22 protein-coding genes, 4 pseudogenes and 1 riboswitch are annotated in these 24,490 nt (G+C 61.2%); of the genes and pseudogenes, 9 read left to right on the top strand and 17 right to left on the bottom strand.

Going from position 1 to position 24,490, the window contains the following annotated elements; translation table 11 throughout:
• Positions 1-33 precede the first annotated feature (33 nt).
• Positions 34-234: a hypothetical protein gene (locus tag N4R57_05825; protein UYV38574.1), complete on the top strand. Its 201-nt coding sequence runs from the start codon at positions 34-36 to the stop codon at positions 232-234.
• Between the two features lie 131 nt (positions 235-365).
• On the opposite strand, the gene N4R57_05830 is transcribed toward N4R57_05825, so the two are convergent.
• Complete coding sequence (locus tag N4R57_05830) at positions 366-1,079, bottom strand: tRNA (guanine(46)-N(7))-methyltransferase TrmB (protein UYV38575.1); 714 nt, start codon at positions 1,077-1,079, stop codon at positions 366-368.
• 181 nt (positions 1,080-1,260) lie between these two features.
• Between N4R57_05830 and N4R57_05835 the strand changes: the two genes are divergently transcribed.
• Positions 1,261-1,686 (top strand): DoxX family protein, encoded by a 426-nt coding sequence (locus N4R57_05835; GenBank protein ID UYV38576.1) that lies wholly within the window; start codon positions 1,261-1,263, stop codon positions 1,684-1,686.
• Between the two features lie 92 nt (positions 1,687-1,778).
• Here N4R57_05835 and N4R57_05840 read toward each other — a convergent pair whose 3' ends face one another.
• The 12 genes and pseudogenes from N4R57_05840 to miaB all read right to left on the bottom strand — a co-directional run bounded on the left by N4R57_05840 (position 1,779) and on the right by miaB (position 12,611).
• A complete protein-coding gene (locus tag N4R57_05840; GenBank protein ID UYV38577.1) occupies positions 1,779-2,408 on the bottom strand; it encodes a glutathione S-transferase in 630 nt (209 codons plus the stop codon).
• The gene (locus N4R57_05845) at positions 2,405-3,283 is read right to left on the bottom strand and encodes a bile acid:sodium symporter family protein (protein UYV38578.1); all 879 of its coding nucleotides are present in this window, start codon (positions 3,281-3,283) and stop codon (positions 2,405-2,407) included. The genes N4R57_05840 and N4R57_05845 overlap by 4 nt, the downstream gene beginning before the upstream one ends.
• Before the next feature lie 115 nt (positions 3,284-3,398).
• Positions 3,399-4,013, bottom strand: coding sequence for a glutathione S-transferase (locus tag N4R57_05850; GenBank protein ID UYV38579.1), 615 nt, complete (start codon positions 4,011-4,013; stop codon positions 3,399-3,401).
• A 139-nt stretch (positions 4,014-4,152) separates the two neighbouring features.
• The gene (gene metK / locus N4R57_05855) at positions 4,153-5,334 is read right to left on the bottom strand and encodes a methionine adenosyltransferase (GenBank protein ID UYV38580.1); all 1,182 of its coding nucleotides are present in this window, start codon (positions 5,332-5,334) and stop codon (positions 4,153-4,155) included.
• 6 nt (positions 5,335-5,340) lie between these two features.
• A riboswitch (SAM-SAH riboswitch) is annotated at positions 5,341-5,390 on the bottom strand.
• Between the two features lie 69 nt (positions 5,391-5,459).
• Positions 5,460-6,967, bottom strand: a pseudogene (lnt, locus tag N4R57_05860) (apolipoprotein N-acyltransferase).
• Positions 6,968-6,998: 31 nt separating this feature from the next.
• Complete coding sequence (locus N4R57_05865) at positions 6,999-7,970, bottom strand: hemolysin family protein (GenBank protein ID UYV38581.1); 972 nt, start codon at positions 7,968-7,970, stop codon at positions 6,999-7,001.
• A gap of 18 nt (positions 7,971-7,988) precedes the next feature.
• Positions 7,989-8,485: pseudogene (ybeY, locus tag N4R57_05870) on the bottom strand (rRNA maturation RNase YbeY).
• 68 nt (positions 8,486-8,553) lie between these two features.
• Positions 8,554-8,922, bottom strand: coding sequence for a hypothetical protein (locus N4R57_05875; GenBank protein ID UYV38582.1), 369 nt, complete (start codon positions 8,920-8,922; stop codon positions 8,554-8,556).
• Positions 8,923-8,949: 27 nt separating this feature from the next.
• Complete coding sequence (locus tag N4R57_05880; protein UYV38583.1) at positions 8,950-9,966, bottom strand: PhoH family protein; 1,017 nt, start codon at positions 9,964-9,966, stop codon at positions 8,950-8,952.
• Positions 9,967-10,113: 147 nt separating this feature from the next.
• Positions 10,114-10,446 carry a hypothetical protein gene (locus tag N4R57_05885; protein ID UYV38584.1) on the bottom strand — a complete coding sequence of 111 codons (333 nt, stop codon included), beginning with the start codon at positions 10,444-10,446 and terminating at the stop codon, positions 10,114-10,116.
• Between the two features lie 17 nt (positions 10,447-10,463).
• A complete protein-coding gene (locus tag N4R57_05890) occupies positions 10,464-11,042 on the bottom strand; it encodes an OmpA family protein (protein UYV38585.1) in 579 nt (192 codons plus the stop codon).
• Positions 11,043-11,276: 234 nt separating this feature from the next.
• On the bottom strand, positions 11,277-12,611 hold the full coding sequence (gene miaB, locus N4R57_05895) for a tRNA (N6-isopentenyl adenosine(37)-C2)-methylthiotransferase MiaB (GenBank protein ID UYV38586.1): 1,335 nt from the start codon (positions 12,609-12,611) through the stop codon (positions 11,277-11,279).
• A 111-nt stretch (positions 12,612-12,722) separates the two neighbouring features.
• On the opposite strand from miaB, the gene N4R57_05900 reads away from it, so the two are divergent.
• Both N4R57_05900 and aroA read left to right on the top strand, forming a co-directional pair.
• The gene (locus tag N4R57_05900) at positions 12,723-13,595 is read left to right on the top strand and encodes a glycosyltransferase family 2 protein (GenBank protein UYV39519.1); all 873 of its coding nucleotides are present in this window, start codon (positions 12,723-12,725) and stop codon (positions 13,593-13,595) included.
• A gap of 312 nt (positions 13,596-13,907) precedes the next feature.
• Positions 13,908-15,254 (top strand): 3-phosphoshikimate 1-carboxyvinyltransferase, encoded by a 1,347-nt coding sequence (gene aroA, locus N4R57_05905; GenBank protein ID UYV39520.1) that lies wholly within the window; start codon positions 13,908-13,910, stop codon positions 15,252-15,254.
• On the opposite strand, the gene N4R57_05910 is transcribed toward aroA, so the two are convergent.
• Together N4R57_05910 and N4R57_05915 are read right to left on the bottom strand one after the other, a co-directional pair.
• On the bottom strand, positions 15,241-15,600 hold the full coding sequence (locus tag N4R57_05910) for an isochorismatase family protein (protein UYV38587.1): 360 nt from the start codon (positions 15,598-15,600) through the stop codon (positions 15,241-15,243). The genes aroA and N4R57_05910 overlap by 14 nt on opposite strands.
• Positions 15,601-15,859: 259 nt before the next feature.
• Complete coding sequence (locus N4R57_05915; protein UYV38588.1) at positions 15,860-16,309, bottom strand: MarR family winged helix-turn-helix transcriptional regulator; 450 nt, start codon at positions 16,307-16,309, stop codon at positions 15,860-15,862.
• A gap of 93 nt (positions 16,310-16,402) precedes the next feature.
• Between N4R57_05915 and N4R57_05920 the strand changes: the two genes are divergently transcribed.
• The 3 genes and pseudogenes from N4R57_05920 to N4R57_05930 all read left to right on the top strand — a co-directional run bounded on the left by N4R57_05920 (position 16,403) and on the right by N4R57_05930 (position 18,713).
• Entirely contained in the window at positions 16,403-16,921 is a 519-nt protein-coding gene (locus N4R57_05920; protein ID UYV38589.1) for a hypothetical protein, read from the top strand.
• Between the two features lie 137 nt (positions 16,922-17,058).
• A pseudogene (gene cmk, locus N4R57_05925) lies at positions 17,059-17,675 on the top strand ((d)CMP kinase).
• A gap of 39 nt (positions 17,676-17,714) precedes the next feature.
• Positions 17,715-18,713, top strand: a complete 999-nt coding sequence (locus tag N4R57_05930; GenBank protein ID UYV38590.1) for an aldo/keto reductase — start codon at positions 17,715-17,717, stop codon at positions 18,711-18,713.
• 78 nt (positions 18,714-18,791) lie between these two features.
• Here N4R57_05930 and N4R57_05935 read toward each other — a convergent pair whose 3' ends face one another.
• On the bottom strand, positions 18,792-20,354 hold the full coding sequence (locus tag N4R57_05935; protein UYV38591.1) for an AMP-binding protein: 1,563 nt from the start codon (positions 20,352-20,354) through the stop codon (positions 18,792-18,794).
• Between the two features lie 143 nt (positions 20,355-20,497).
• The gene (locus N4R57_05940; protein UYV38592.1) at positions 20,498-21,397 is read right to left on the bottom strand and encodes a DMT family transporter; all 900 of its coding nucleotides are present in this window, start codon (positions 21,395-21,397) and stop codon (positions 20,498-20,500) included.
• Positions 21,398-22,167: 770 nt separating this feature from the next.
• Between N4R57_05940 and rpsA the strand changes: the two are divergent.
• Positions 22,168-23,843, top strand: a pseudogene (gene rpsA, locus N4R57_05945) (30S ribosomal protein S1).
• A 362-nt stretch (positions 23,844-24,205) separates the two neighbouring features.
• Positions 24,206-24,490: an integration host factor subunit beta gene (gene ihfB, locus N4R57_05950; GenBank protein UYV38593.1), complete on the top strand. Its 285-nt coding sequence runs from the start codon at positions 24,206-24,208 to the stop codon at positions 24,488-24,490.

Raw genomic sequence — 24,490 nt, forward strand, 5'->3', positions numbered from 1 at the left:
GACGCTTTTTGATCCAGTTAACGAGGTTTCATTATGAGTATTCGTTCATTGAAGAGCATTGCCATTGTCGCGGGTGTGAGCCTGTCATTGTCGGTTGGCGCGGCTTTTGCTAATAGCAAATCGACGACATCATCCAATGCGGCGACATCGCAAACCAAACCTGTGAAGGATGGTTTTGCCACTGCCGGGGGCTTGGGAAGCACGCGGGTGACGGACAAGAAGAAGGGCGACTAAGCAGGCGAGGCCGGCAGGGAGTGCTTTGATTTGCCGTAGTCTCTCGTTGGTGTTTCTCGCCGTTGTCTCTCGCCGCAGTCTGCCGCCGATATCTACCATGGCCCGGGTGAGCCGCCGTGGTGGGCGTTACGTCAGCGTTTCACGAATGTCAGGTAGTGCGGCACGCGGTCTTCGCGCAGGGCCTTTTGCTCATAACGTGTTGAAATCCAGTCATCCCATGGGTCGCGCCAATCGGCGGGGCGTTCGGCCAGCCAGTCAAAGCCGTGACCGGGCACCTGTTCGAGGGTTTGGCGCACGTAGTCGGGGATGTCTGTCGCCACGCGAAAGATCGCGCCGGGTTTCAGAACGCGCGCCAATGGGGCGAGGTGCTCTGGCGTGACAAAGCGGCGGCGGTGGTGGCGCTTTTTCGGCCAGGGATCGGGATAGAGCAAGAAGGCGCGCGAGATCGAGGCTTCGGGCAGCACGTCGAACAGATCACGCGCATCGCCGGGGTGAATGCGGATATTGTCACAGGCCGCATTGCGGATTTTACCCAGCAGCATGGCAACGCCGTTGATGTAGGGCTCGGCCCCGATGAATCCGATATCGGGGTTCGAGGCGGCTTGATGCACCATATGCTCGCCCCCGCCAAAGCCGATTTCAAGCCAGATGTCGCGCTCGCCGAACAGCGCGGCAAGGTCGAGCGGGGTGCGATCGGGGTTCACCTCCCAATCGACCGGACCGGGCGAAAGCTTGGCCAGATCCTCATCCAGATAGGATTGTTGGCTGTCGCGCAGGCCTTTGCCTTTGAAGCGACCATAGAAGTTGCGCCAAGGCGCGCCGGAGGGGTGGTTGGTTTTGTTCATGTGGGGCGTCCTATCGCCGGGGCGCGGCGGGATCAACCGGGTTTGTGAAGGGCGGCTTATGTGCACAATCGCACAGAAGGTTTGAGATTATGTGGAATGGTGAAAATTCGCGTGGGCTGGCATCCCTCCGCCAGATGTCCCGGATGGGATCGCGAAACATATGAACAGGACGGAAATACCGATGACGAACCTTCTTAATATTGCAGCGCCTGCCGGACGTGTGCTCTTGGCGCTGATGTTTATCCTTTCGGGTGCGCAGAAAATCACGGGCTATGCGGGCACGCAGGGCTATATGGAAGCGATGGGCGTGCCGGGGGCGTTGTTGCCGCTGGTGATCTTGCTGGAACTGGGCGGCGGGATCGCGTTGTTGGTTGGCTGGAACGCGCGCGTCGCGGCGTTTTTGCTGGCTGGGTTCTGCCTTGTCTCGGGCGTCATTTTCCACTTCCTGCCCGCGCGGGCCATGGAGGGGATGGAGGCACAGATGCAAATGATCTTGTTCCTCAAGAACGTGAGCATCGCGGGCGGCATGTTGATGGTAACGGCGCTCGGCGCGGGGCCATATGCGCTGGATACCCGTGGCAAGCCCGCCGCGGTGAAGGCGGCCTGATCAAGGCGCTGGTTTAAACGTTTAAGCGTTTAAGACATGTAGAAAGCCCGGTTTTGGCCGGGCTTTTTTCGCGTTTTACGGCCGAGGTCGGCTCAGAGCTTGGCGCTTGGCCGTGCAGCCATGCCGTCATACCAGGCGCGGGTGGCGGTATTGGCTTCGGGGATGCGGGTTTTCACCACGCGGGCGAAATCGACAAACACATAGGCGGTGATATCGGCCACGGAGAACTGCGCGCCCCCGACCCATGCGCTGTTTTGCAAACGCTCTTCCAGCAGGTCGAAAAATGCGCCGAGCCGTTGTTGGCCACGCGCGGCCAGCTCTGGGATTTGTTCAAGATCGAGCGGGCCGGGCAGGGCGCGGCCTTTCATCGCCGGGTGAGAATTGCGCAGGGTTTCGGCCACAGGCATGCCGCATTGGCCTTCGGCGATGGCGTTCCACATGGCGATTTCACCGCGTTCATCCGGGGTGGAGCCAAGCAACGGCGGTTCGGGGAAGCGCGCATCGAGATAGGCGGCAATGGCGATGTTTTCGGTCAGGGTGGTGCCGTCATCGGTGACAAGCACCGGCACTGTGGCACGCGGGTTGATGGCAAGGAATGCGTCGGAGAGTTGTTCGGCCTTGGCGAGGCTGATCTCGCGGGTTTCGATGTCCAACCCTTTTTCGGCAATGAACATGCGGGCGCGGCGGGGGCTGGGCGCGGTTGAGCAATCATAGAAAATCATTGGGTGGCTCCGGTTGTGGTGACGTTGAACATGCGGCGCATGATCCAGATGGCGGGCAGGGTGACAAGATACATGGTGATGCCGTAAACCCCCGCAGGCACAGCATATTCCGAGATTCCGGCGCTCTGCGCGACCAGCCCGGCAACGGTGATGCCAAGGGCGGCATTCTGCACGCCCATTTCGACGGAGATACACAGCGCGTCCCCCCCGGAGAGGCCAAGCAGGCGGGCGACGATCATGCCGAGCGCAAGTAGCCCGATGTTGAGCAGGATCAGCAGCGGGCCGAGGGTGGCGATATTGTCGATGAACAGCGCCCAGTTGCTGGCCAGCGCGGCGACAACGATGACCACGAACAGCACAAGTGCGAGGCCCGAGACGATGGGTTCAATCCGCGCGACGCCCTCGGGCGCGATAAAGCGGGTGAGCAGGCCGATCAGCACCGGCACGGCCGTGATGGCGAACATGGCCATGGCGATGCCGGTGACGTTAAGCTCGGGCGCGGCGGCACCGAGAAAGCGCGTCGCGGCCCAGCCGGTCAGCAGCGGCACGGTGATCACCGACAGCAGGCTCACCACCCCTGTCAGGGTGATCGACAGCGCGACGTTGCCGCCACCCAGTTTGGTCAGGATGTTGGAGGTCACGCCGCCGGGGCAAAACGCCAGCAGCATGACGCCAAAGGCGAGAGCCGGGGGCAAATCAAACAGGTAGAGCAGCGCAAAGGCGGCCAGCGGCACGGTGGCCATTTGCATGACAAGCCCGGTCAACACCGCACGCGGCATGGCCAGAACACGCCCGAAATCGGCGAAGGTCAGGCCAAGGCCCAGTGAAAACATGATAATCGCCAGAGATAGCGGCAATCCAACGTCGATAAGCATGGGTTTCTCCCCCCCGTTTGCGCTGTCTTAGAGTGCAGGGAATAATCCTGCGGGCAAGGTATTTATTGCTCTGCTCCTAAAACGGCCCGCCTCCCAACGGGCTTGGTTGTGGCTGTCAGGCGTCTGGTCCGGCCTTGGCAAGGGCGGCTTGAAAGGCGGGGCGGGCTGACATCGCTTGGACAAACCCCGACAGGCGCGGAAAATCTGCGCCGCGATCAAGGCGCAGCGCGATCTGCGCCGGGAAGCTGAGCATGATGTCGGCGGCAGAAAGCTGATCCAGCACAAAATGGCCAGAGGGGCGCAGGCTCTGTTCCATATAGGCGAAATGGCTGGTCAGCTCGTCGTTGATGCGTGGATGGAGCGGGGCTCCGGCCTCGCCCAGCCGCCCGACATAGAGGTTGAGCAGGATCGGCGTCATCACCGAGCCTTCGGCAAAATGCATCGCTTCGAGGTGGGAGATATAGGCGTCGCTGCTGGTCTCGGGGATCATCTGTGGCGCGAAGCGGGCGCAGAGCGTTTCAACGATGGCCGCGGATTCGGCGATCACCCGTCCGTCGAGTTCAAGCAGCGGCGATTTTCCCAGAGGGTGCAGCGCAGAAAGCTCGGGCGGGGCGAGGTTGGTCTTGGCATCCCGGCGATAGCTTTTCAGCTCATACTCCAGCCCCAGTTCCTCAAGCAGCCAGAGAATGCGGAAAGAGCGCGAGCGATTGAGGTGGTGCAGAACGATCATGGCGTGGCCTCCCTAGGGCGTAAAGCGCGGAGGAGGGCGGCCCAAAAAAGGAAAACCCGCCCGGCCCCGGTTGCGCGATAGTGCGATACGGGGCCGGGCGGGCAAGTGTTTTAGCGCGTTGGCGCGGTATTACGGCGCGTCACGCTGCGTTCTTGAGAGCGTCGACCAGATCGGTTTTCTCCCACGAGAAGCCGCCGTCTTCGCTTGGCTGGCGACCAAAGTGGCCATAGGCGGCGGTGCGCTGGAAGATCGGCTTGTTCAGGCCGAGATGCGTGCGGATGCCGCGCGGCGTCAGCGACATGCAGGCGCGCACGGCTTTTTCGATCTCGACATCGGCCAGCTGGCCCGTGCCGTGGGTGTCAACAAAGATCGACTGCGGCTCGGCCACGCCGATGGCATAGGAGAGCTGCAGCGTGCAGCGGTCGGCCATGCCTGCGGCGACAATGTTTTTCGCCAGATAGCGCGCGGCATAGGCGGCCGAGCGGTCAACCTTGGTCGGGTCTTTGCCGGAAAAGGCACCGCCGCCGTGGGGCGCGGCGCCGCCATAGGTGTCAACGATGATCTTGCGCCCGGTCAGGCCCGCGTCGCCATCGGGGCCACCGATGACGAATTTGCCGGTCGGGTTGACGTGCCATTCGGTGCTGGCGGTGATCCAGCCTTCGGGCAGCACGTCGCGGATGTAGGGCTCTACAATGGCGCGCACGTCAGCCGAGCTGAGCGCTTCGTCGAGGTGCTGGGTCGAGAGCACGATCGAGGTTGCCTCGACCGGTTTGCCATCGACATAGCGGATCGAGAGCTGGCTTTTGGCGTCGGGGCCAAGCGCGGGCTCGGCGCCGGATTTACGCACTTCGGCCAGACGGCGCAGGATGGCGTGGGAAAACTGGATCGGCGCGGGCATAAGCGCGTCGGTCTCGTTACAGGCATAGCCGAACATGATGCCTTGGTCGCCGGCGCCTTCGTCCTTGTCCTTGGCCGCGTCAACGCCTTGGGCGATATGGGCCGATTGCTCATGCAGCAGGTTGGTGATTTCGCAAGTGTTCCAGTGGAACTTGTCCTGCTCATAGCCGATGTCGCGGATGCAATCGCGGGCGATGCTGTCGATTTTGCCCATGTATTCGGCCAGCTTGTCCTGATCCGAGAGACCGACTTCGCCGCCGATGACGACACGGTTGGTCGTCGCAAAGGTTTCACAAGCGACGCGGGCTTCGGGTTCCTGTGCGAGAAAGGCGTCAAGAACGGCATCCGAAATGCGGTCGCAGACTTTATCAGGATGGCCCTCGGACACGGATTCCGAGGTAAAGACATAGTTATTACGGGTCATGAAAAATGCTCCATTAGGTTTATCCCTGCCACGCCAGGAAGCCGTTGTGGCGGAAATCCAGCACTGGTTACGCACAGCCCGTCCTAGGGTCAATGAGAAAAGCGAGGTCGCACGCGGGCTGTGACTTACTTGCGCAGGCCGCGGCGCAGCACTGCGGGGATCAAAGACAGCAGCAAAAGCGCGGTGATTGGCCAGTCACCGATGCGCGAATAAAGCGTCGGCGGCAGAGCGGCGGGCAGGGCGGCATCGGCAAATCCGGCCTCTCCCAGCGGCAGGCGCGTCAGGATTTCCCCCTTGGGTCCGATCATTGCCGAGACCCCGGTATTGGCGACGCGCAGCATGGGCAGCCCTTGTTCGATCGCACGCAGCCGGGCCTGTTGCAGGTGTTGGAACGGGCCAGAGAAACGGCCAAACCACGCGTCATTGGTGATTTGCAGCAAGAGGCGCGGGCGGGTCGGCGCGGCGTTGACGTCTTGCGGGAAGACGGCCTCGTAACAGATCAGAGGCAGCGCCGAGCCAATACCGGGAAGGTCAACCAACCGCGCGCCGGGACCGGGGGAAAAGCCGTAGCCTTCGTTCTGGGCAAGGCCGCGAATGCCGAGCCGCGCCGCCAGATTGCCCATGGGCATGTATTCGCCAAACGGCACGAGGTGGTGTTTGTCATACCGCTGGCTCAGCTGACCTTCGGCGTCGAGCACGACCAGAGCGTTATAGAGCCGCCCCTGATCGACGCTGCGCAGGCCAAGCACAACCGGCGTGCCGCCTGCGGTGGCGTGGATCGCACCAAGTGCCTCTTGGGCGTTGGAGAGCATCCACGGGATCGCGGTTTCCGGCCAGACGATCAGGTCGGGTGCACGAGCGGTCTGCGGCGGCTCGGCGGTCAGGGCGAGCTGTCGGTCAAAGAAAGTGAGGACATGGGCGGGCCCCACTTTTGATGTTGGGGCGCGTTGGGTTGCACCATGCGGATGACCGGCGCATCGGGCGCGGGGGCGGTTGGGACGCGCAAATACGCGCCGCTGCCCAGCAGCGCGGCCAATGCAACCAGCGCCGCCACAGAGGTCAGCCGATAGGTGCCCAAGCCCCAAAGCGCCACGCCCGAGACCATGGCAAGAAAGCTGAGCCCGTGAGGGCCGATAAACGCAGCGATCTGGGCCATCGGGCTGGCCGACCAGACATAGCCGATCAACGCCCAAGGGAAGCCCGTCAGCACGTAGGAGCGGGTGAATTCTGCCGCGACCATCGCCGCGATCCAGAGCAGCGCCCGCCGCCCGCCAAGCCAACGGGCAAGGGCAAAAGCGGCGCCCCAAAACAGCGCCAAGCCGCCCGACAGGAAGATCAGCGCGAAAGGCGCCATCCAGCCGTGCCGCGCGAGATCGACAAAGAACGGCTCGACGATCCAGAACAACGCCAGCGCGAAATAGCCCGTGCCACCCGCCCAGCCGAGCCAGAAGGCGTGGCGTGAGCTGTGTGCGATCTGGAAGGCGGCGAACAGCCCGGCAATCCCGAGCGGGCCAAGCGGCCAGAGGTTGAACGGTGCCAGCGCCAGCGCTGCGAGCGCCCCGGCGCAGGCCACCAACAGCATCTGGCGGAGCCGTGACAGCCCTGCGGCCCACGCCTCGGTCCGCTGGGTCATCCCGAGCGGCGGACCCTGCGAGGGGTCGCGGTCAGGCATCGCCGTTGCTGGGCTTGGGTTTGCTGGTCGGTTTGCCGGGTTTGCCCGCTGATGATTTGGGCAAGCGCACGCGCAGGCGTTTGATGCGGCGCGGGTCGGCGTCCATCACCTCGAATTCGGTGCCATCGGGGTGTTTGATCACCTCGCCGCGTACCGGAACCCGGCCTGACAGCATAAAGACCAACCCGCCCAGCGTGTCGATCTCTTCCTCGTCCACGTCGTCGTGCTCGGTCAGGGAGCGGCCGATTTCGGCCTCAAACTCATCCAGCGGGGTCTTGGCCTGCGCCATCCAGCTGCCATCCGGGTTGGCAGTGAACAGGCTGGTTTCCTCCTGATCGTGCTCGTCTTCGATCTCGCCGATGACCTGTTCGATCAGATCCTCGATCGAGACAAGCCCGTCGGTGCCGCCATATTCATCAACCACCAGCGCAAGGTGACGCCGTTCGCTTTGCATCTTGGCAAGCAAAACGCCAATCGGCATCGACGGTGGCACAAACAACAACGGGCGCAGCATTTTCTTGAGCGAAAACCGCCCCTTGGGGCCACCGTTGAAGCCGTGCTGAAGCGCGAGGTCCTTGAGGTGGATCATGCCGATCGGGGTGTCGAGCGTGTCCTGATAGACCGGCAAGCGCGACAGGCCGCTGTCGCGAAACAGCTGCACCAGTTCGTCCTTGGTGATGCTGGCCGGGACCGAGATGATATCGGCCTTGGGCACCATCACATCCTCGACCGCAAGGCGGCGCAGGTTCAACATGCCGGGGGACATCGGCTCTGACGGCCTGTCTGTCGCTTCGCGTTCCGGTTCGTTGTCCGTGTCCGAAGGGCTTAGCGCGTCGATAATGCGGCGGAAAAACCCGGTTTTCGGCGGCATCTCTGCCGCAGTGTCGGTGTCGGTCTCGGTCTTTTGGGGTCTGACCTGCGCGCTTTGCGCTGCATTAGAAGACCCGTCGCTCGTGTCGCCCATCGTTCCTTTCCTGCGGGATCAGCCCGCTTGATTGACCCTATATGGGTCAGCAATACCCAGTTTGCCAAGTATGGCAGTTTCCAGCCCCTCCATCAAAGTGGCATCCTTGTCACGGATATGGTCATAGCCGAGAAGGTGTAAAACCCCGTGAACGGTCAAATGGCTGGTGTGATCTGCCAGTGCAAGGCCGGTCTCTTCAGCCTCGCGGGCGCAGGTGTCAAAGCTGATTGCGATGTCGCCCAGTTCCATATCGCGCGGCGGGGAAGGGGGGCGCCATCCATGTCGGCGCCGCGCTCTTCCGAGGGCCAGCTGAGCACGTTGGTCGGCTGGGGCTTGCCGCGAAAATCGGCATTAAGCACGGCGATGCGCGTGTCGTTGCAGGCAAGAATGCTAATCTCGACCTCGGTCGCATCAATCCCGAGATGCGCCAAGGTGGCCTTGGTCGCGCGGGCGGTCAGAGCCTCAAGCCCGATGGTTTCCCAGCGCGGGTCTTCGATGAGCAGATCGAGTGTCATGCGCCCTTGTACATCAGCCGTCACCATCAGCAAGCAGCATCAGCAAGTGGCTCCGTCAAGTGGTGCCGTCAATCGGCCAGTATCAGCGGCATGATCCCGGCGATCAGCCCGACGCCCGCCACCACCAACAGGATAAGAAACAACCGATTGCGGGTGAGGGCGCGGGTTTTCATGTTCAGCTCTGCGGCGGTATCCGAGGTGACAAACACCTTGTACTGCCCATCAAGCCAGCTTTTATCCAACGCGTTTTCGGCGCCGAGCGGGGCGGTTTCGCGCCGCGGTTTGAGAAAGGGCAAGAGCGCGCGCTCCACGTCGATCTGTCCGCTCACGGCGCCTGCGGTGGTTGTGACATCAAAGCGGATGGTGCGCGCCATGCTGTCGCTGAACAGGTTCAGCACTTCGGTACGCTCGCCGGGTTTTAGCTCAACCTTTGCCATCACGCCCTTTCCTTGGAAACGCGCGCCTTAGGCCGGTTTGGCCGGGTCGGCGGCGTCATAAGCCTCGATAATTGCAGCGACCAGCGGGTGGCGCACCACGTCCTTGGCCGTGAAGTAATTGAAGCTGATGTTCGGAATGGTTTTCAGCAGGCGCTCGGCATCGGCCAAGCCCGACGGCACCCCGCGCGGCAGGTCGATCTGGGTGCGGTCGCCGGTGATCACCATGCGCGAGCCTTCGCCAAGCCGGGTCAGGAACATCTTCATCTGCATGGTCGTGGCGTTCTGCGCCTCGTCCAGCACAACAAAGGCATTGGCGAGCGTGCGCCCGCGCATAAAGGCCAGCGGCGCGATCTCGATGCGTTTCTCTTCGATCAGTTTGGCCAGCTGCTTGGAGGGCAGGAAATCATTCAGCGCATCGTAAAGCGGCTGCATGTACGGGTCGACCTTGTCCTTCATATCGCCGGGCAGATAGCCGAGCTTTTCGCCCGCCTCGACCGCCGGACGCGACAGGATGATGCGATCAACATGGCCTTCGATGAACATGTTCACGCCCACCGCCACCGCCAAATAGGTCTTGCCGGTGCCCGCCGGACCGATGCCAAAGCCGAGCTCGTTGGAAAACAGGCTCTGGACATAGGATTTCTGAGCGTCGGTGCGCGGCTCGACGGTTTTCTTGCGGGTGCGGATTTCGACCCGGCCACCGCGAAACATTTCCATCTGGTCGGTCGCATCCGCGCCGGGGCTCGTATCCATGCGCAATTCGCGGTCAACATCGCCGGGATCAACATGCCGCCCCGATTCGAGCCGTTCATAGAGCGCGCCGAGCACCGAGACGGCCTCGCTCGCCGAGGAGTCATCGCCGATGACCACCAATTGATTGCCCCGGCGCAGGATCTGCACTCCCAATTTTTGCTCTATATCCGCGAGGTTACGGTCATATTCGCCGCAAAGTTCGATCAGCAGGCGATTGTCCGGGAACTCAACCAGATGCTCGCTGAGGGCTTCGGGATCAGAGGGAGGCGGGGGAAGCACGGTGGTGGCCAATCAACTCTCCATTTAGCGGTTCTGTCTATGATGCTGCCAATATGTAGCGCCCGGCGCAAGGCAGCGTTGTGAATTGTCACGAAATTGAGACGAAAAAAGCCGCGGAGGGTGACCTCCGCGGCGATATTTCAGGCAATTTTCCAAGGATCAGAGCGGATCGCCGTGGTTCTTGGTGTCGCCGCCTTTGAACTGGCCGGTGGCTATGGTCGGCGGGGCAGCGCCCGAGCAGACCGGCTTGCCGTATTTGTCGAGCCGTGCCGAGAGATACCCTTCGACACCATCGTCGATGATCCAGTGGTCACAGCCGTTCGGGTCAACCCAGATACCGGCTTTAAGCTGGCTCAGGTGTTTGGCGTCGCGGCCACGGTCATGGGTTTTGTCAGGTCCAACCTTGGGGTGAACGGCTTGCAAGAAGCCTTCGCCACAGCCGGATACAGTCAGGGCCAATGCGGCGGCCGTCAGTGCTTTTACGAGTGTCATTCTATCGCTCCTTCGGCTCAGCGGATGCACATGATTTCAACGCGGCGGTTCTTGGCCATGCCCTTGGCGGAGTTATTCGCCGCCACCGGCATACGTTCGCCATATCCGCGCACGTCAAGAATCTTGGCACCAGCGCCTTGGCCGACTTTGGCCACCGAGGCTGCGCGCCGCATCGAAAGACGGATGTTGTATTCATCCGAGGCACGGCTGTCGGTGTGCCCTGCGATGATGAACGCCCGTGCGTCGGTCTTGGCAAAGAACTCGCGCAGGCGGGCCTTGCCGTTTTTCGAAATCCGCGCGCTGTCGGTTGCGAAATACTGATCCGAGTACATAACGCCACAAAGGTTCCCCTTGCGGCAGACCGGAATGCCCTGACGATTGGTGTGGGGGCTCATGTAGCCTTCGACACCGTCGTCCATCACCCAATGTTCGCATCCGTCCGGGTCAACCCAGATGGTAGGAATATACTCTTCACCCTGAATGACGCGTTTTGTGGTCTCCTGCGCCTCGGCGCTGACCGTCATAACCACACCCAGAGCAGCGGCAGCGATGCCACTCACGAGCGCGTTCACTGTTTTCGAAATCTTTTTCGCCACAGCTTCTGTCCCTTGTTAATGTTTCCCCCACAAGGCGTGGCAAGGTTGCCCCTGCATGCCCCAGACGTTTGATAAGGGCCAGTTTATCAAGTTTGTATGCCGTGTGAAGGTGTTTTGACCAGATATTGTAGGAACAATCCGCAATATGCGGATTTATAGTCGGTCGCTCATGAGTTTAGGGGGATTTGCCGCGTGCAAGACGCGTGTCTGGCGCGCCATGCGCAACCCAGAGGGTCAGATCAACACACCCGAAAGAGAGTTTGCGCCGCTTGCGATGATTCTCACCTGACGCAAATCGCCGGGTTTGGCGGGGCAATCATCGACATGCACCGCGTGCAGGTGATCGGATTTGCCGAGCATCTGGCCGGGGCGTCGGCCGGGTTTTTCAAACAGCACGCCAACTGTTTGGCCAACCATCGCTTCCTGACGGGCGCGTTGTTGTTCGGTGATCAGCGCCTGAAGCGCGCGCAGCCGGGCATCTGCGACCTCGGGGGGCACCTGTCCCTTGCGTTCGGCGGCGGGGGTGCCGGGGCGGGTCGAGTATTTGAACGAAAACGCCTGTCCGTAGTTGACCTGCCGGATCAGATCCATCGTGTCTTCGAAATCGGCGTCGCTCTCTTCCGGGAAGCCGACGATGAAATCGCCCGAAAACAGGATATCGGGGCGCGCCGCGCGGATGCGTTCGATCAGCGCGAGATAGCTGTCGCGGGTGTGGCTGCGGTTCATCCGCTTGAGGATATGGTCGCTGCCCGATTGCACCGGCAAATGCAGATAGGGCATCAGTTTGGCACAGGTGCCAAGGGCTTCGATCAGATCGTCGCTCATGTCATTGGGATGCGAGGTGGTGAAGCGGATACGCTCTAACCCGTCGACCTTGTCGAGCGCCCAGATCAGTTGGGCCAAGGTGTAATCCCCGTTCGGGCCGGCACCGTGATAGGCGTTCACATTCTGCCCCAGCAAGGTGATCTCGCGCACGCCGCGCTCGACCAGATCGCGGGCTTCGGTCAGCACGCGATCAACAGGGCGCGACACTTCGGCGCCGCGGGTATAGGGCACGACGCAGAAGGCGCAGAACTTGTCACAGCCTTCCTGCACAGTCAGAAAGGCGGTCGGCCCGCGTTTGGCCTTGGGGCGGGATTTGAGACGCTCGAATTTGTCTTCCTCGGGGAAGTCGGTGTCGAGCACTTTGGCGCCTGTCTGGGTCTTGGCTTCCATCTCGGGCAGGCGGTGATAGGCCTGCGGCCCGACAACCAGATCAACCAGCGGCTGGCGGCGCATGATCTCTTCGCCCTCGGCCTGTGCGACGCAGCCGGCAACGCCGATCTTGAGATCGGGTTTGGCGTCTTTCAGATCGCGAAAACGGCCCAGCTCGGAATAAACCTTTTCGGCCGCTTTCTCGCGGATGTGGCAGGTGTTGAGCAGGATCATATCCGCCTCTTCGGGCGAGCCGACCTGTGCATAGCCATTGCCGCCGCCGGTGTCGCTCAGGGCCTCGGCCATTCGCTCGCTGTCATAGACATTCATCTGACAGCCATAGGTCTTGATATAGAGCTTTTTCGGGTCGGCCATGGGATTTGTCACCTGTCGCGGAATGAGGCGGCTCAATACAGGGTCACGGGGCGGCTTGCAATGCACCCCGAATTAACCGATTTTGTGCCAAGTCGACAAAACGAGGCGATGATGCAGTATTCCGGGCTTAAAGAGTTCCTGTCCAGCGGTAAGGCGGTTTTGGCCAAAGGGCCGATTGCCTTGGTCTTTGCCGAGGATGAGGTCGAGCTTGATACCACCCTGCGCCATCATCAGCAGTCGGGGTTCAAAGCGGTGGTCGCCTTTATGCCCGATAGCTTTGCGTTGCCCGGTGATCTGGTGAAGACCGTGCATCGCGTGCGCTATGATACGCAGGCGGAAAACGCGGTGATGGAGGCGGTCACAGCGGTCAACAATGTCGCTGCGCCGGGACAGTGGATTTACTACTGCTACAATGCGGAATACCTGTTTTACCCGTTTTGCGAAACGCGTCTGATTGGTGAAATGCTTGCCTTTCACACGGAAGAGCGGCGCGATGCGATGCTGACCTATGTGGTTGATCTTTATGCCGACGACCTGAACCAGAACCCCGACGCGGTATCGCTTGACCGGGCGTTTATGGATAAATCGGGCTACTACGCGCTTGCCCGCCCGGACGAGAGCAAGGAAAACCACCCCAAAGAGCGCCAGCTGGATTTCTTTGGCGGGCTGCGCTGGCGGTTTGAAGAGCATGTGCCGGCGCCGCGTCGAAAGATCGACCGGATTGCGCTTTTTCGTGCGACGCTGGGGGTCAAGCTGCGTGAGGATCACACGTTTTCGGATGAGGAATTCAACACCTACGCCTGCCCGTGGCACAACAACCTCACGGCGGCGATCGTGTCATTTCGCACCGCAAAGGCGCTTAAACGCAATCCCGGGTCTACCTTTGATATCGATACGTTCCACTGGCACAATTCGGTGCCGTTCGAGTGGCATTCGCGCCAGCTTCTTGACCTTGGGTTGATGGAGCCGGGTCAGTGGTTCTGATCCGGGGCTGATCGCTGTGCAGGCAATCCCCCACACCTGATCCAATTGAGCGCCTTGCGGCGCGCAGGGCGCATCGACCCTCCTCCTGTCCTCCTCCGTTGGAGGAGGAAGCATGGCGCCGGCCGACCCAGAGATTTCCAGCACAAGCGCCAATAGATCGGGCGGGACGCTCCGCGGGGGATATTTGAGGTCAGATGAAGCGCAGGAGTCCGTTTCTTCATCTGACCGGAAATATCCCGGGGGGAGTGGGGGGCTGGCCCCCCACCCGGACCTGCGCTATCAGGCGGGGCAGAGAGAATGAAAGGCCGCATGATGTCCGCACATGGTTCCCCGATCCCGATGGTTTCCCATCCTGTCACGGCGTTGTCCGGCGTGGCCGATGTTCCGGGGGACAAGTCGATCTCGCACCGCGCGTTGATCCTCGGGGCGATGTGTGTCGGCGAGACCCGTATCAGCGGTCTGCTGGAAGGGGATGACGTCTTGGCGACGGCGGCTGCGATGCGCAATTTCGGCGCTGATGTGACACGCGACGAGGATGGCGTCTGGCGTGTGCATGGTGTTGGCGTTGGTGGCTTTGCTGAGCCAGAGGGCGTGGTGGATTGCGGCAATGCGGGCACGGGGGTGCGGTTGATCATGGGGGCGATGGCGACCTCGCCGATTACCGCGACGTTCACTGGTGATGCCAGCCTCAATGCGCGGCCGATGGCGCGGGTGACGGATCCGCTGGCATTGTTCGGGGCGCGGGCCGTTGGGCGCGCGCAGGGGCGATTGCCGATGACGATTGTGGGTGCGCGCACGCCGGTGCCGGTGCGCTATGAGGTGCCGATGCCATCGGCACAGGTGAAGTCGGCGGTGCTTCTGGCCGGGCTGAATGCGCCGGGGCAGACGGTGGTGATCGAGAAAGAGGCGACGCGCGATCATACCGAGCGGATGCTGGCAGGGTTTGGCGCCGAGATCGCGGTGAGCGACGAAGAGGGCAAGCGGGTCATTACCCTGACCGGACAGCCGGACTTGAAGCCACAGGTGATCGCCGTGCCGCGCGATCCGTCGTCAGCGGCGTTTCCGGTCTGTGCGGCGTTGATCGTGCCGGGGTCGGATGTGCTGGTGCCGGGGATCGGGCTGAACCCGACGCGGGCAGGGTTGTTTGACACGTTAAAAGACATGGGCGCCGATCTCACTTATGAGAACCAGCGCGAGGAGGGGGGCGAGCCGGTGGCCGATCTGCGCGCACGGTTTTCGCCCGATATGACCGGCATCGAGGTGCCGCCCGAACGCGCCGCCAGCATGATCGACGAATACCCGATCCTGTCGGTTGTCGCGGCCAATGCCACTGGGCGCACCGTGATGCGCGGCGTCAAGGAGCTTAGGGTCAAGGAAAGCGACCGGATTGACGCCATGGCCAAAGGCCTACGTGCCAATGGGGTCGAGGTGGAAGAGGGCGAGGATTGGTGGATCGTCACCGGCTGCGGTGTCGGCAACGTGCCGGGTGGCGGGACATGCGAGACCTTCCTTGACCACCGTATAGCCATGTCGTTCCTGTGCCTTGGGATGGCGGCTGGCGCTCCGGTTGCTCTGGATGATGGCGGGCCGGTGGCCACGTCCTTTCCGGTATTTGAGCCGCTTATGGCGGGGCTGGGCGCTGATATCAGGCGCGGATGAGGCCGCGTGTGATCAGCGGAGCAATGGCTTTTTCATAAGCCGCCGAATCCGCACGAAGGATCGCCGCCTCGACAAGCGTGACACCGTAGCCGCGATTGAGCGCCGCTTCGGCAGTGCGCGCGACGCAGTAGGCGCCGTCCAGCCCGGCAATGTCGAGCGTGCCGATCTCAAGCTTATCCAACAGCCGGTCAAGGGCGCTTGTCTCGAACCCGTCTTGCACCCGCTTGATAAGCACATGATCCGGTAAGCCGTTGAAATCACGCGCGAGCCCGGTGTCGGGGCCGCCTGCCAATGCGGTGCCACCCATTGTGAGCTTTGAGACAAGCCGGCTTCCGGGGTGGACCATTCCTGTTTCAGGGCAATGACAGGCCAGCCGCGGGCGCGGGCGGCGCGTGCTGCGGCGTGAATGGCGCTTTTGGCTCTGTCGCGTGTTTCGGCGGGATAGGTTGCATCACTCCAGAAGGCGTCCTGTAAATCAATCAGCAGCAGGGCGCGCCCGTTTCGCGGAGGAATGCGCGTGCCCTGCGTTGCGCGTGTGATATGGCGCAGCGTCAGAACGCCCCAAACCACAAGCGCGAGCACCAGCAGAGCGATCAAAAGCCAGATCATCTGCGCTCGCCATTCAGGTGTCGAAAGGCAGACAGGACGTGCTGTGCCACCGATAGGGCGGTGTCGATATCCTTGATGCTGAGCCGCTTGGCGATTTGCTCCAGCCGCGCCATTTCTTCGGCCCGGATCGTTGTGATCAGATCCCCGCCCTCACGCGTGAGCACTATCAACGGCGAACGTTTGTGCCGGGGGTTGGGGCGTTTCACGACCATTCCGGCCGCAAGACAGTCGTTCACCATGAGCTGCACGTATTGACGCCCGATCTCAAGCGCATGGGCGAGGTCGGGGACAGACGATGACCCATCGCGCGCCAGCACCTCAAGCACGGCGCGCATCCGCACGGTCAACCCGGAGCCAAGGAGGCCTGTTTCAACCGTTTCTTCGATCTGTTGCACCAATGGGCGGGTCATCCAGATGAAGTCATAAAGGGACTCTGCTTTGCTCATGACATGTAAAATGTCATTTTGACATTAGACATGTCAATATCAATTATTGACAGCTTTGCCGCCAAAGTCGCAGGGTGGCGCAAAGAGGGTTTTATGCGTTTACTGGTTTTTGTGTTTATGGTTGCGACCGCAGGGATTTACCTTGCGATGGTCGTTTGGTCTCTCCCTTATGTTACGGCCGAGGCCGGTGGCTTGATGCCATTTGACCTGCGCCCGTTCGGATATTCGGTGCAACAGGCAGAGGCGTTCCACAACGCTCTTTCGGACGAAGGCAGGTTGTTTTACCTGAATACGCAGCTGTTGCTTGATTTGTTTTTTCCACCGATGCTGGCGCTTTGCTTCATTCTGATTGCCTTTGTGTTTTGGCAAAATTTGGCGCGCTGGGTGATTATTGCATTAGCGTTGCTGACGCTAACCGCCGATTACACCGAGAATGTGTTGCTGGCGCAGATTTTAACGCATTTCGATCCGGATTTGGTTATAGAAGCGAGCTTTTGGACCAAATTGAAATCGGGATCGACCACGCTGACCTTGGGATTGATAATCGTCATGTTGAGCGTCGGAATTTGGCGGCGAAAACGCGCTGAAACGCGGTGCTATCGACGGTTGTAGGTCATCCGAGGAGGATCGGCGGGCGTTCCGTAGAAGCTTGGTCATTTGCCACGCGCTGTCGCTATGGCTTTTCATCGCGGCGGCGGCTTGTTAGAGCTTGGGGCGATTAGAAACCGGCAATAAAACAGGGCGCGGCAATGAGCTTTACCGTGGCAATCGACGGACCGGCAGCAGCGGGAAAAGGCACGCTTTCCAAGGCGGTGGCGGCGCATTTCGGGTTCGGGCATCTGGATACCGGGCTGCTTTATCGCGCGGTGGCGGCCAAGGTTTTGACCGGGGTCGACCCGTTGGTCGCCGCGCGCGCCCTGCAGGCCAAAGACCTGACGGGCGAGTTGCGCACGCAAGCCATCGCGCAGGAGGCCAGCCGCGTTGCCGTGATCCCCGAAGTTCGCGAGGCGCTGGTCGATTTCCAACGCGCATTTGGCGCGCGCGCCGGGGGGCGGTGCTTGACGGGCGCGACATTGGCACGGTGATTTGCCCCGATGCGCGGGTGAAGCTGTTTGTGACCGCCAGCGCCGACGTGCGTGCAGAGCGGCGCTTTCTCGAGCTTGCGGCCAAGGGCGCAGAGGTGACCCGCGCGGGTGTTCTTGCCGATATCAAAGAGCGTGACGCACGCGACAGCGAACGCTCGACCGCACCAATGAAGCCGGCAGAGGACGCCGTCGTCCTCGACACGTCCGAGATGAGCATCGAGCAGGCGCTCGCCGCCGCCATCGCCATGATAAGCAAAGCACAATCAGAGCAGCAGGATTAGCGCAACACCCACGATTGGCGCAAAACAAGGAGACGCGACGTGAACACCCGTAAACTGGGCCAGACCGGACCAGAGATTTCGCCCATGGGCTATGGCGCGATGAGTTTTTCAAACTTTTATGGCCCCACCAGCGAGGCCCAGAGCTTTGCCATTCTGGATGCGATGCGCGACTGGGGCGTGAACCATATCGACACGTCGAATATCTATGGCATGGGCGGCTCGGAAGAGACGATCGGGCGCTATTTTGCCGCCAACAAGGGGGCCGAACAGGAGTTTGTCATCGCCACCAAAGCGGGGATCACACGGGACGCGGACAACAACCGCTGTTTTCGCAATGATCGCGCCCATCTTGAGGCTGAACTGGACAAGAGCCTTGCGCGGATGGGGGTGGAGCATGTTGATCTGTTCTATGTCCACCGGCGGCAAGAGGACATGCCGATCGAAGAGGTGGTCGAGGCGCTGGTGGCGCTGAAACAGACCGGCAAGATCGGCAGCTTCGGATTCTCCGAGATTGCGCCCTCCAGCCTGCGCCGTGCGGCGGCGGTGCATCCGGTGGCGGCGGTGCAATCGGAATACAGCCTGCAAACCCGCAGTCCCGAATTGGGGCTGGTGCAGGCCTGCGCCGAGTTGGGAGCGGCGTTTGTTGCCTTTTCGCCGGTGGGGCGGTCCTTGTTGACCGATCACCCGCTCAGCAAGGAGGCGGTCGAGAGTATCGGCTTTTTCCAAACCAATCCGCGCTTTGTTGAGCCCAACCTGAGCGCCAATATGGCAGCAACCGACAAGTTTCGCGCCCTTGCCGCCGATATGGGCGAACCGGCGGCGGCGCTGGCCAATGCGTGGCTCTTGGCGCAGGGCGAGCATGTGATTCCGATCCCCGGCACGCGGTCGGTCACGCATTTCCGCGAATGTGTGCGCGGAGGGGAGATTACGCTGTCGGCGGATGATCTGGCGCAGATCGAGGCTGTCTTGCCGGTGGGCTGGGCCCATGGGGATCGCTATTCGACCGACCAATGGGTCGGGCCGGAACGGTTTGCCTAAGGGGCGATTTGCAGGACAGCCCTAGGGCGGTCCTGCATGGTGCGGATGCGCAGATACGCAGATGCGCGGCGTTAGGGCTTAACCTTTCGCCGCGTCTTCGCGCAGGATGCGGCGCAAAATCTTGCCTGAGGCCGCCTTGGGGATCGCATCAACCACGCGGATCGCGCGGATCTGTTTGTAATGCGATAGCTCGCCATCCAGATGGGCCTGCAACATTTCAAGCGTTGGCTCGTCAGCGCCCGGCGCGGCCACGACAAAGGCCATCGGGATTTCGCCTGCATCCGCATCGGGAATGCCGATCACCCCCACGTCAGCGATGCCGGGGTGGGTGACAAGGGCCGCTTCCAATTCGGCAGGCGCCACTTGGAACCCTTTGTATTTGATCAGTTCTTTCAACCGGTCGGTGACGAACATATTGCCGTCCTGATCAAAACGCACAATGTCGCCAGTGCGCAGCCAGCCCTCGGAATCAAGGGTTTCTGCTGTTGCCGTGGGGTTGTTCCAATAGCCTTTCATCACCTGCGGCCCGCGCACCCAAAGCTCGCCTTCCGCGCCGGGGGCAACATCCTTGCCGCTTTCCGGATCAACCACGCGGCATTCGGTGTTAGAGACTGTGCGCCCGGATGCGCCGCTGACCGCCTCGTCCTTGGGCGAGGAATGCGAGACCGGCGACAGCTCTGTCATGCCATAGCCTTGGGTCGTGACACAGTTCAGCCGCTTGGCGACATCGTCGGTCACATCGCCGCCCAGAGGGGCCGCGCCGGAGTTGATCTGTTCCACCGTGCTTAGATCGTATTGATCAACCAGCGGATGTTTGGCCAGCGCGATCATCACCGGCGGCACGACATACATGCGCCGCGTGCGGTAGCGCGCGGACAAATCGAGGAACATCTCAAGGTCAAAGCGCGGCATGGTGACGAGCGCACCACCCGCCGCAAGCGCGATATTCATCAGGCATTCCAAGCCGTAAATGTGAAAGAACGGCAAGAAGGCCACCGTCACCTCGTCGGGATAGATCTCGGCCACTGACAGCGTCTGATCCACGTTCGAGCTGAGGTTCCAATGGGTCAGCATCACCCCCTTGGGCAGGCCGGTCGTGCCGCTTGAATAGGGCAGGGCAACGACGTGATCGCGGATGTCCACCGGGGTTTGCGCCTCCTGCGGTGCGCCCATCAGCTCGGTGAGCGGGGTTGCGCCCTCGGCCTCGCCGATGGTCACGATTTCGCTCACCTTGGTGCCCTCTACGGCGGCGCGAGCGGTCTCCATAAACTGTGGAATGGTGATCAGCATTGTCGCGCCGCTGTCATTTAGCTGATGCTGCACCTCATGCGGTGTATAGGTCGGGTTGATCAACGTCACGGTGCCGCCGGCAAAGGCGATGCCATGAAAGGCGATGCAATATTCCGGCAGGTTCGGGGCCATCAGGGCGATCATCGTGTCCTTGCCCGTGCCGCGCGCATTCAGCCCCCCCGCCAGCGATTTCACCGCTTGGACAAAGCCCGCCGCCGTCACTTCGCGCCCGGTCGGCCCGTCGGTTAGGATCACGCGATCGGGGTTATCGCCCAGGCCTTCGAACAGGCGGTCAGTGATGGAAATCTCCCGGAGAGCCACGTCCGGATAGGGGCTCGTGATGATGGTCATAGTTGATGTTCCTCCCTAGGCGCTGACGCTAGGGCAGGGCACGCGGATTCGCCAAGAAGAACGCCCCGTCATTTGAAAAAGGACGCGTGGCGCGGGGCGGCGGGCGGGGATCAGGAGGGCGGTTGCAGCCTGCTAGGGCATGCTTACGGGGTCGCGACCGGACGGCGCCGCCGCACGCTGATCAAAAGCCCGACAGTCAACAAGGCAATCGCCGCAATCGCAATCGTGCTCAGGGTCTCGCCAAGGATAAGCGCGCCTAATATTGCCCCCACGCCCGGCACCGCGGCAAGGATCGTCGAGGTGCCCGCATTGCCAATCGTGCGCGAGGCGTGAGCGATAAACAGCAAGCCGAGAAAGTTGGGAACAAACCCCTGATAGACCGCCTGTAACAGCAGCGGTTTTATCGGCGCATCGGCCAGCCCGGACGGCAGCCACAAAGCCCAGACCGGCAGGTAGATCACGGCATTGATCAGGGTGCCGCAAAAGATGACCTGCATCGCCCCAAGGCCCCAGCGTTCGGAGAGGATGACATATGTGGCAAAGAACAGCGCGCCAAAGGTGAACAGCAGGTCTCCGATCCACGCGTTCGGCCCGCTTGTCGTGGTCCCGTCCCATGCCAGCGCACCGGTCGAGACAAGGATCAGCACAGCGCCCAACACCTGCCGTGCGCCGGGGCGCGTTTGAAACAGAGCGATCCCGGCAAGGATGCTGATCAGCGGCAACAAGCCGTTCATAAAGATGCCGCCATGGGCCGCCGGCGCAAGCCGGAATGCGTGGAACACGCTTAGGATATAGACCGGCCCAAGGATGAAAGAGAGCACCGCCATCTGCCCTAGGCGCATCCCCCGCCACGGTTTGTAATAGAGACACAGCGGCAGCGCGACGAATGAGGCGAGACCATAGCGCATCGCTGCAAGGTCATAGATGGTTAGCCCGCTCCCATTGGCGGCGCGGCTGACGATCAGCCAGAAGGACCAGACAAACACGATGCTCCACGCCGCCGCAAAGCCGGTGATTTGGGAAGGGGGCGATGCCGTCGTCATGCGGTGCTGTTGCCTTTTTGAGGAAACGGTTGCGGGCGGCAATGCCCATGGGGTGTAGCAGTAAGCGTCGGGTGGCGTAGGGGCAAGGGGGGGGGCATGCCGGACCTAAAGAAACCCGCAGGCTTTCTCGTGCAGCAGGATTTCCGCCGCGCTGCACGTCCGGGCGAGCCGCTCGCTCCGCGCTCAGCTTGCGTCTCGTTGGCCCGTCAATAAGGGCCTAGGTGTCTGGATTTATGCGTTAAAACACGCGCTGGGTGATGGTTTTGTTGCTCAGGGCGGCATGGGGCGGCATCTGAAAACTGCTCTGACAAATCGTCATTATTGCGCTCGTCCGTGGGGTGGAAGATTTCACCCGCGCCGGCAATCGCTAAACACGTTTCGCAGTGGCCCCACTTCGTCGGGAGCGAGAGAAACTCGGTGCTGGCCGGGGGCTGGCCAAAATGCTGACCGGAGTGTTGGGCCACGCAGTGTCCGCCAATCCCCGCTCAATCGTGGGCGCGCTGCGTTACACCCCTTGCGCACAAGGCTGAATCGCCCTATAGAGCCTGCGTCGACAAGGCGGAAATCGCCGCGAAACAAGATTGAGATGAGCAGGGTCGGGACTAACCGGCCCTCTTTGTTTTGCGATCACCGTCTGGTTGACAGAGCCGCCCGTATGACACGGGCATCACGGCCCCGCCCTCAAGTAGCGAAGCGGTAGGGCACATATAAAGACCGGCGGAGACAACCGCACGGCCCGAAAAAATGTTTGAAAAGGAACTGAACGCCACATGGCAAACACGATGGAAGAGTTTGAAGCACTCCTTAATGAAAGCTTCGAAATGGACACACCCGAAGAGGGGTCCGTTGTAAAAGCAAGGTCATCGCGATTGAAGCGGGACAAGCCATTATCGACGTCGGCTACAAGATGGAAGGCCGTGTCGAACTCAAAGAATTCGCAGAACCCGGTGAAGCGCCCAAAGTTGACGTTGGCGACGAAGTCGAAGTCTTCCTGCGCTCGGCTGAAAACGCCCGTGGCGAAGCTGTTATCTCGCGTGAGATGGCCCGCCGCGAAGAAGCCTGGGACCGTCTGGAAAAAGCATACGCTGGCGACGCACGCGTCGAAGGCGCGATCTTTGGCCGTGTCAAAGGTGGCTTTACCGTCGATCTCGGCGGCGCCGTGGCCTTCTTGCCAGGTAGCCAAGTTGACGTGCGCCCCGTGCGCGACGCTGGCCCGCTGATGGGTCTCAAGCAGCCGTTCCAGATCCTCAAGATGGACCGTCGCCGTGGCAACATCGTTGTGTCGCGCCGTGCGATCCTCGAAGAGAGCCGCGCCGAACAGCGCGCCGAAGTCATCGGCAACCTCACCGAAGGTCAGGCCGTGGACGGTGTGGTCAAGAACATCACCGAATATGGTGCGTTTGTTGATCTGGGCGGTGTTGACGGGCTTCTGCACGTCACCGACATGGCATGGCGCCGGGTCAACCACCCGAGCGAGATCCTGTCGATCGGTGAAACGATCAAGGTGCAGGTCATCAAGATCAACAAAGAAACCCACCGTATCAGCCTTGGCATGAAGCAGCTTCAGGACGATCCATGGGATCTGGTTGCCGCGAAATACCCGCTGGAAACCACCCACACGGGCCGCGTCACCAACATCACCGACTATGGTGCATTTGTTGAGCTGGAACCCGGTGTTGAAGGGCTTGTTCACGTCTCGGAAATGTCCTGGACCAAGAAGAACGTGCACCCCGGCAAGATCGTTTCCACGTCGCAAGAAGTCGAAGTCATGGTGCTGGAAATCGACGGTGCCAAGCGCCGTGTTTCCCTTGGTCTCAAGCAGACCATGCGCAACCCGTGGGAAGTGTTTGCAGAAACGCACCCCGAGGGCACCGAAGTCGAAGGCGAAGTCAAGAACATCACCGAATTCGGTCTGTTCATTGGCCTCGACGGCGACATCGACGGCATGGTTCACCTTTCGGACCTCAGCTGGGACGAACGTGGCGAAGACGCGATCCAGAACTACCGCAAGGGCGACATGGTCTCGGCCGTCGTCTCGGAAGTGGATGTCGAGAAAGAGCGTATCTCGCTCTCGATCAAGGCACTGGGCGGTGACAAGTTCGCAGAAGCCGTTGGCGGCGTGAAGCGTGGCTCGATCATCACCGTGAACGTGACGTCGATCGAAGATGGCGGCATCGAGGTGGAATACGAAGGCATGAAATCCTTCATCCGCCGCTCGGATCTGTCGCGTGACCGCGCCGAACAGCGCCCTGAGCGTTTCTCGGTTGGTGACAAGGTTGATGTGCGCGTGACCAACGTGGACAGCAAAACCCGCCGTCTGGGTCTGTCGATCAAAGCGCGCGAGATCGCCGAAGAGAAAGAAGCCGTCGAACAGTATGGCTCCTCCGACTCGGGCGCATCGCTGGGCGATATCCTCGGCGCCGCTCTGAAGAGCGACGACGAGTAAGCACGCGACCCCGCGTAAACAAATTGGCCCCGCCGCAGCAATGCGGCGGGGTTTTTCGTTTCCCCGAAGTTGGGGGCGCACGCCCGGCTGGCTTTTGGGTCTGAGCACCGGCGCGAGTGAGGGCGAAACCCACACCGAATCAATGGCTTCGCCGCGCTGCGGCAGAGCGACGTGAAACCGCGACATGCTGCGACAAACGGTGTCTTGTCGGCGGAGAGGCGCGGAAAATCGTCCAGAATCATAGCATTCGGGGGTGATTTGCGCCTAACCCGGCTGCCTTTAATGTTTCTCGCCGCAGAATTTCTTTCTATAGTCGAGGTTATAAATGTCTTCGGAAAACAGAACCTGGGGAGAGTGATTCTATGATCCGATCGGAATTGATTCAGAAGATTGCCGATGAAAATCCGCATCTTTATCAGCGCGATGTCGAGCGGATCGTGAACACCATCTTTGAAGAGATCACCAACGCCATGGCGTTGGGCGATCGGGTGGAGTTGCGAGGCTTTGGCGCGTTCTCGGTCAAGAAGCGGGATGCGCGCGTGGGCCGCAACCCACGCACAGGGGCCGCCGTGCAGGTCGAAGAAAAGCATGTGCCGTTTTTCAAGACGGGCAAGCTCTTGCGCGATCGGCTGAACGGGAAAGGCTAA

This window comes from Rhodobacteraceae bacterium D3-12, assembly GCA_025916135.1.
GTDB lineage: Bacteria > Pseudomonadota > Alphaproteobacteria > Rhodobacterales > Rhodobacteraceae > JAKGBX01.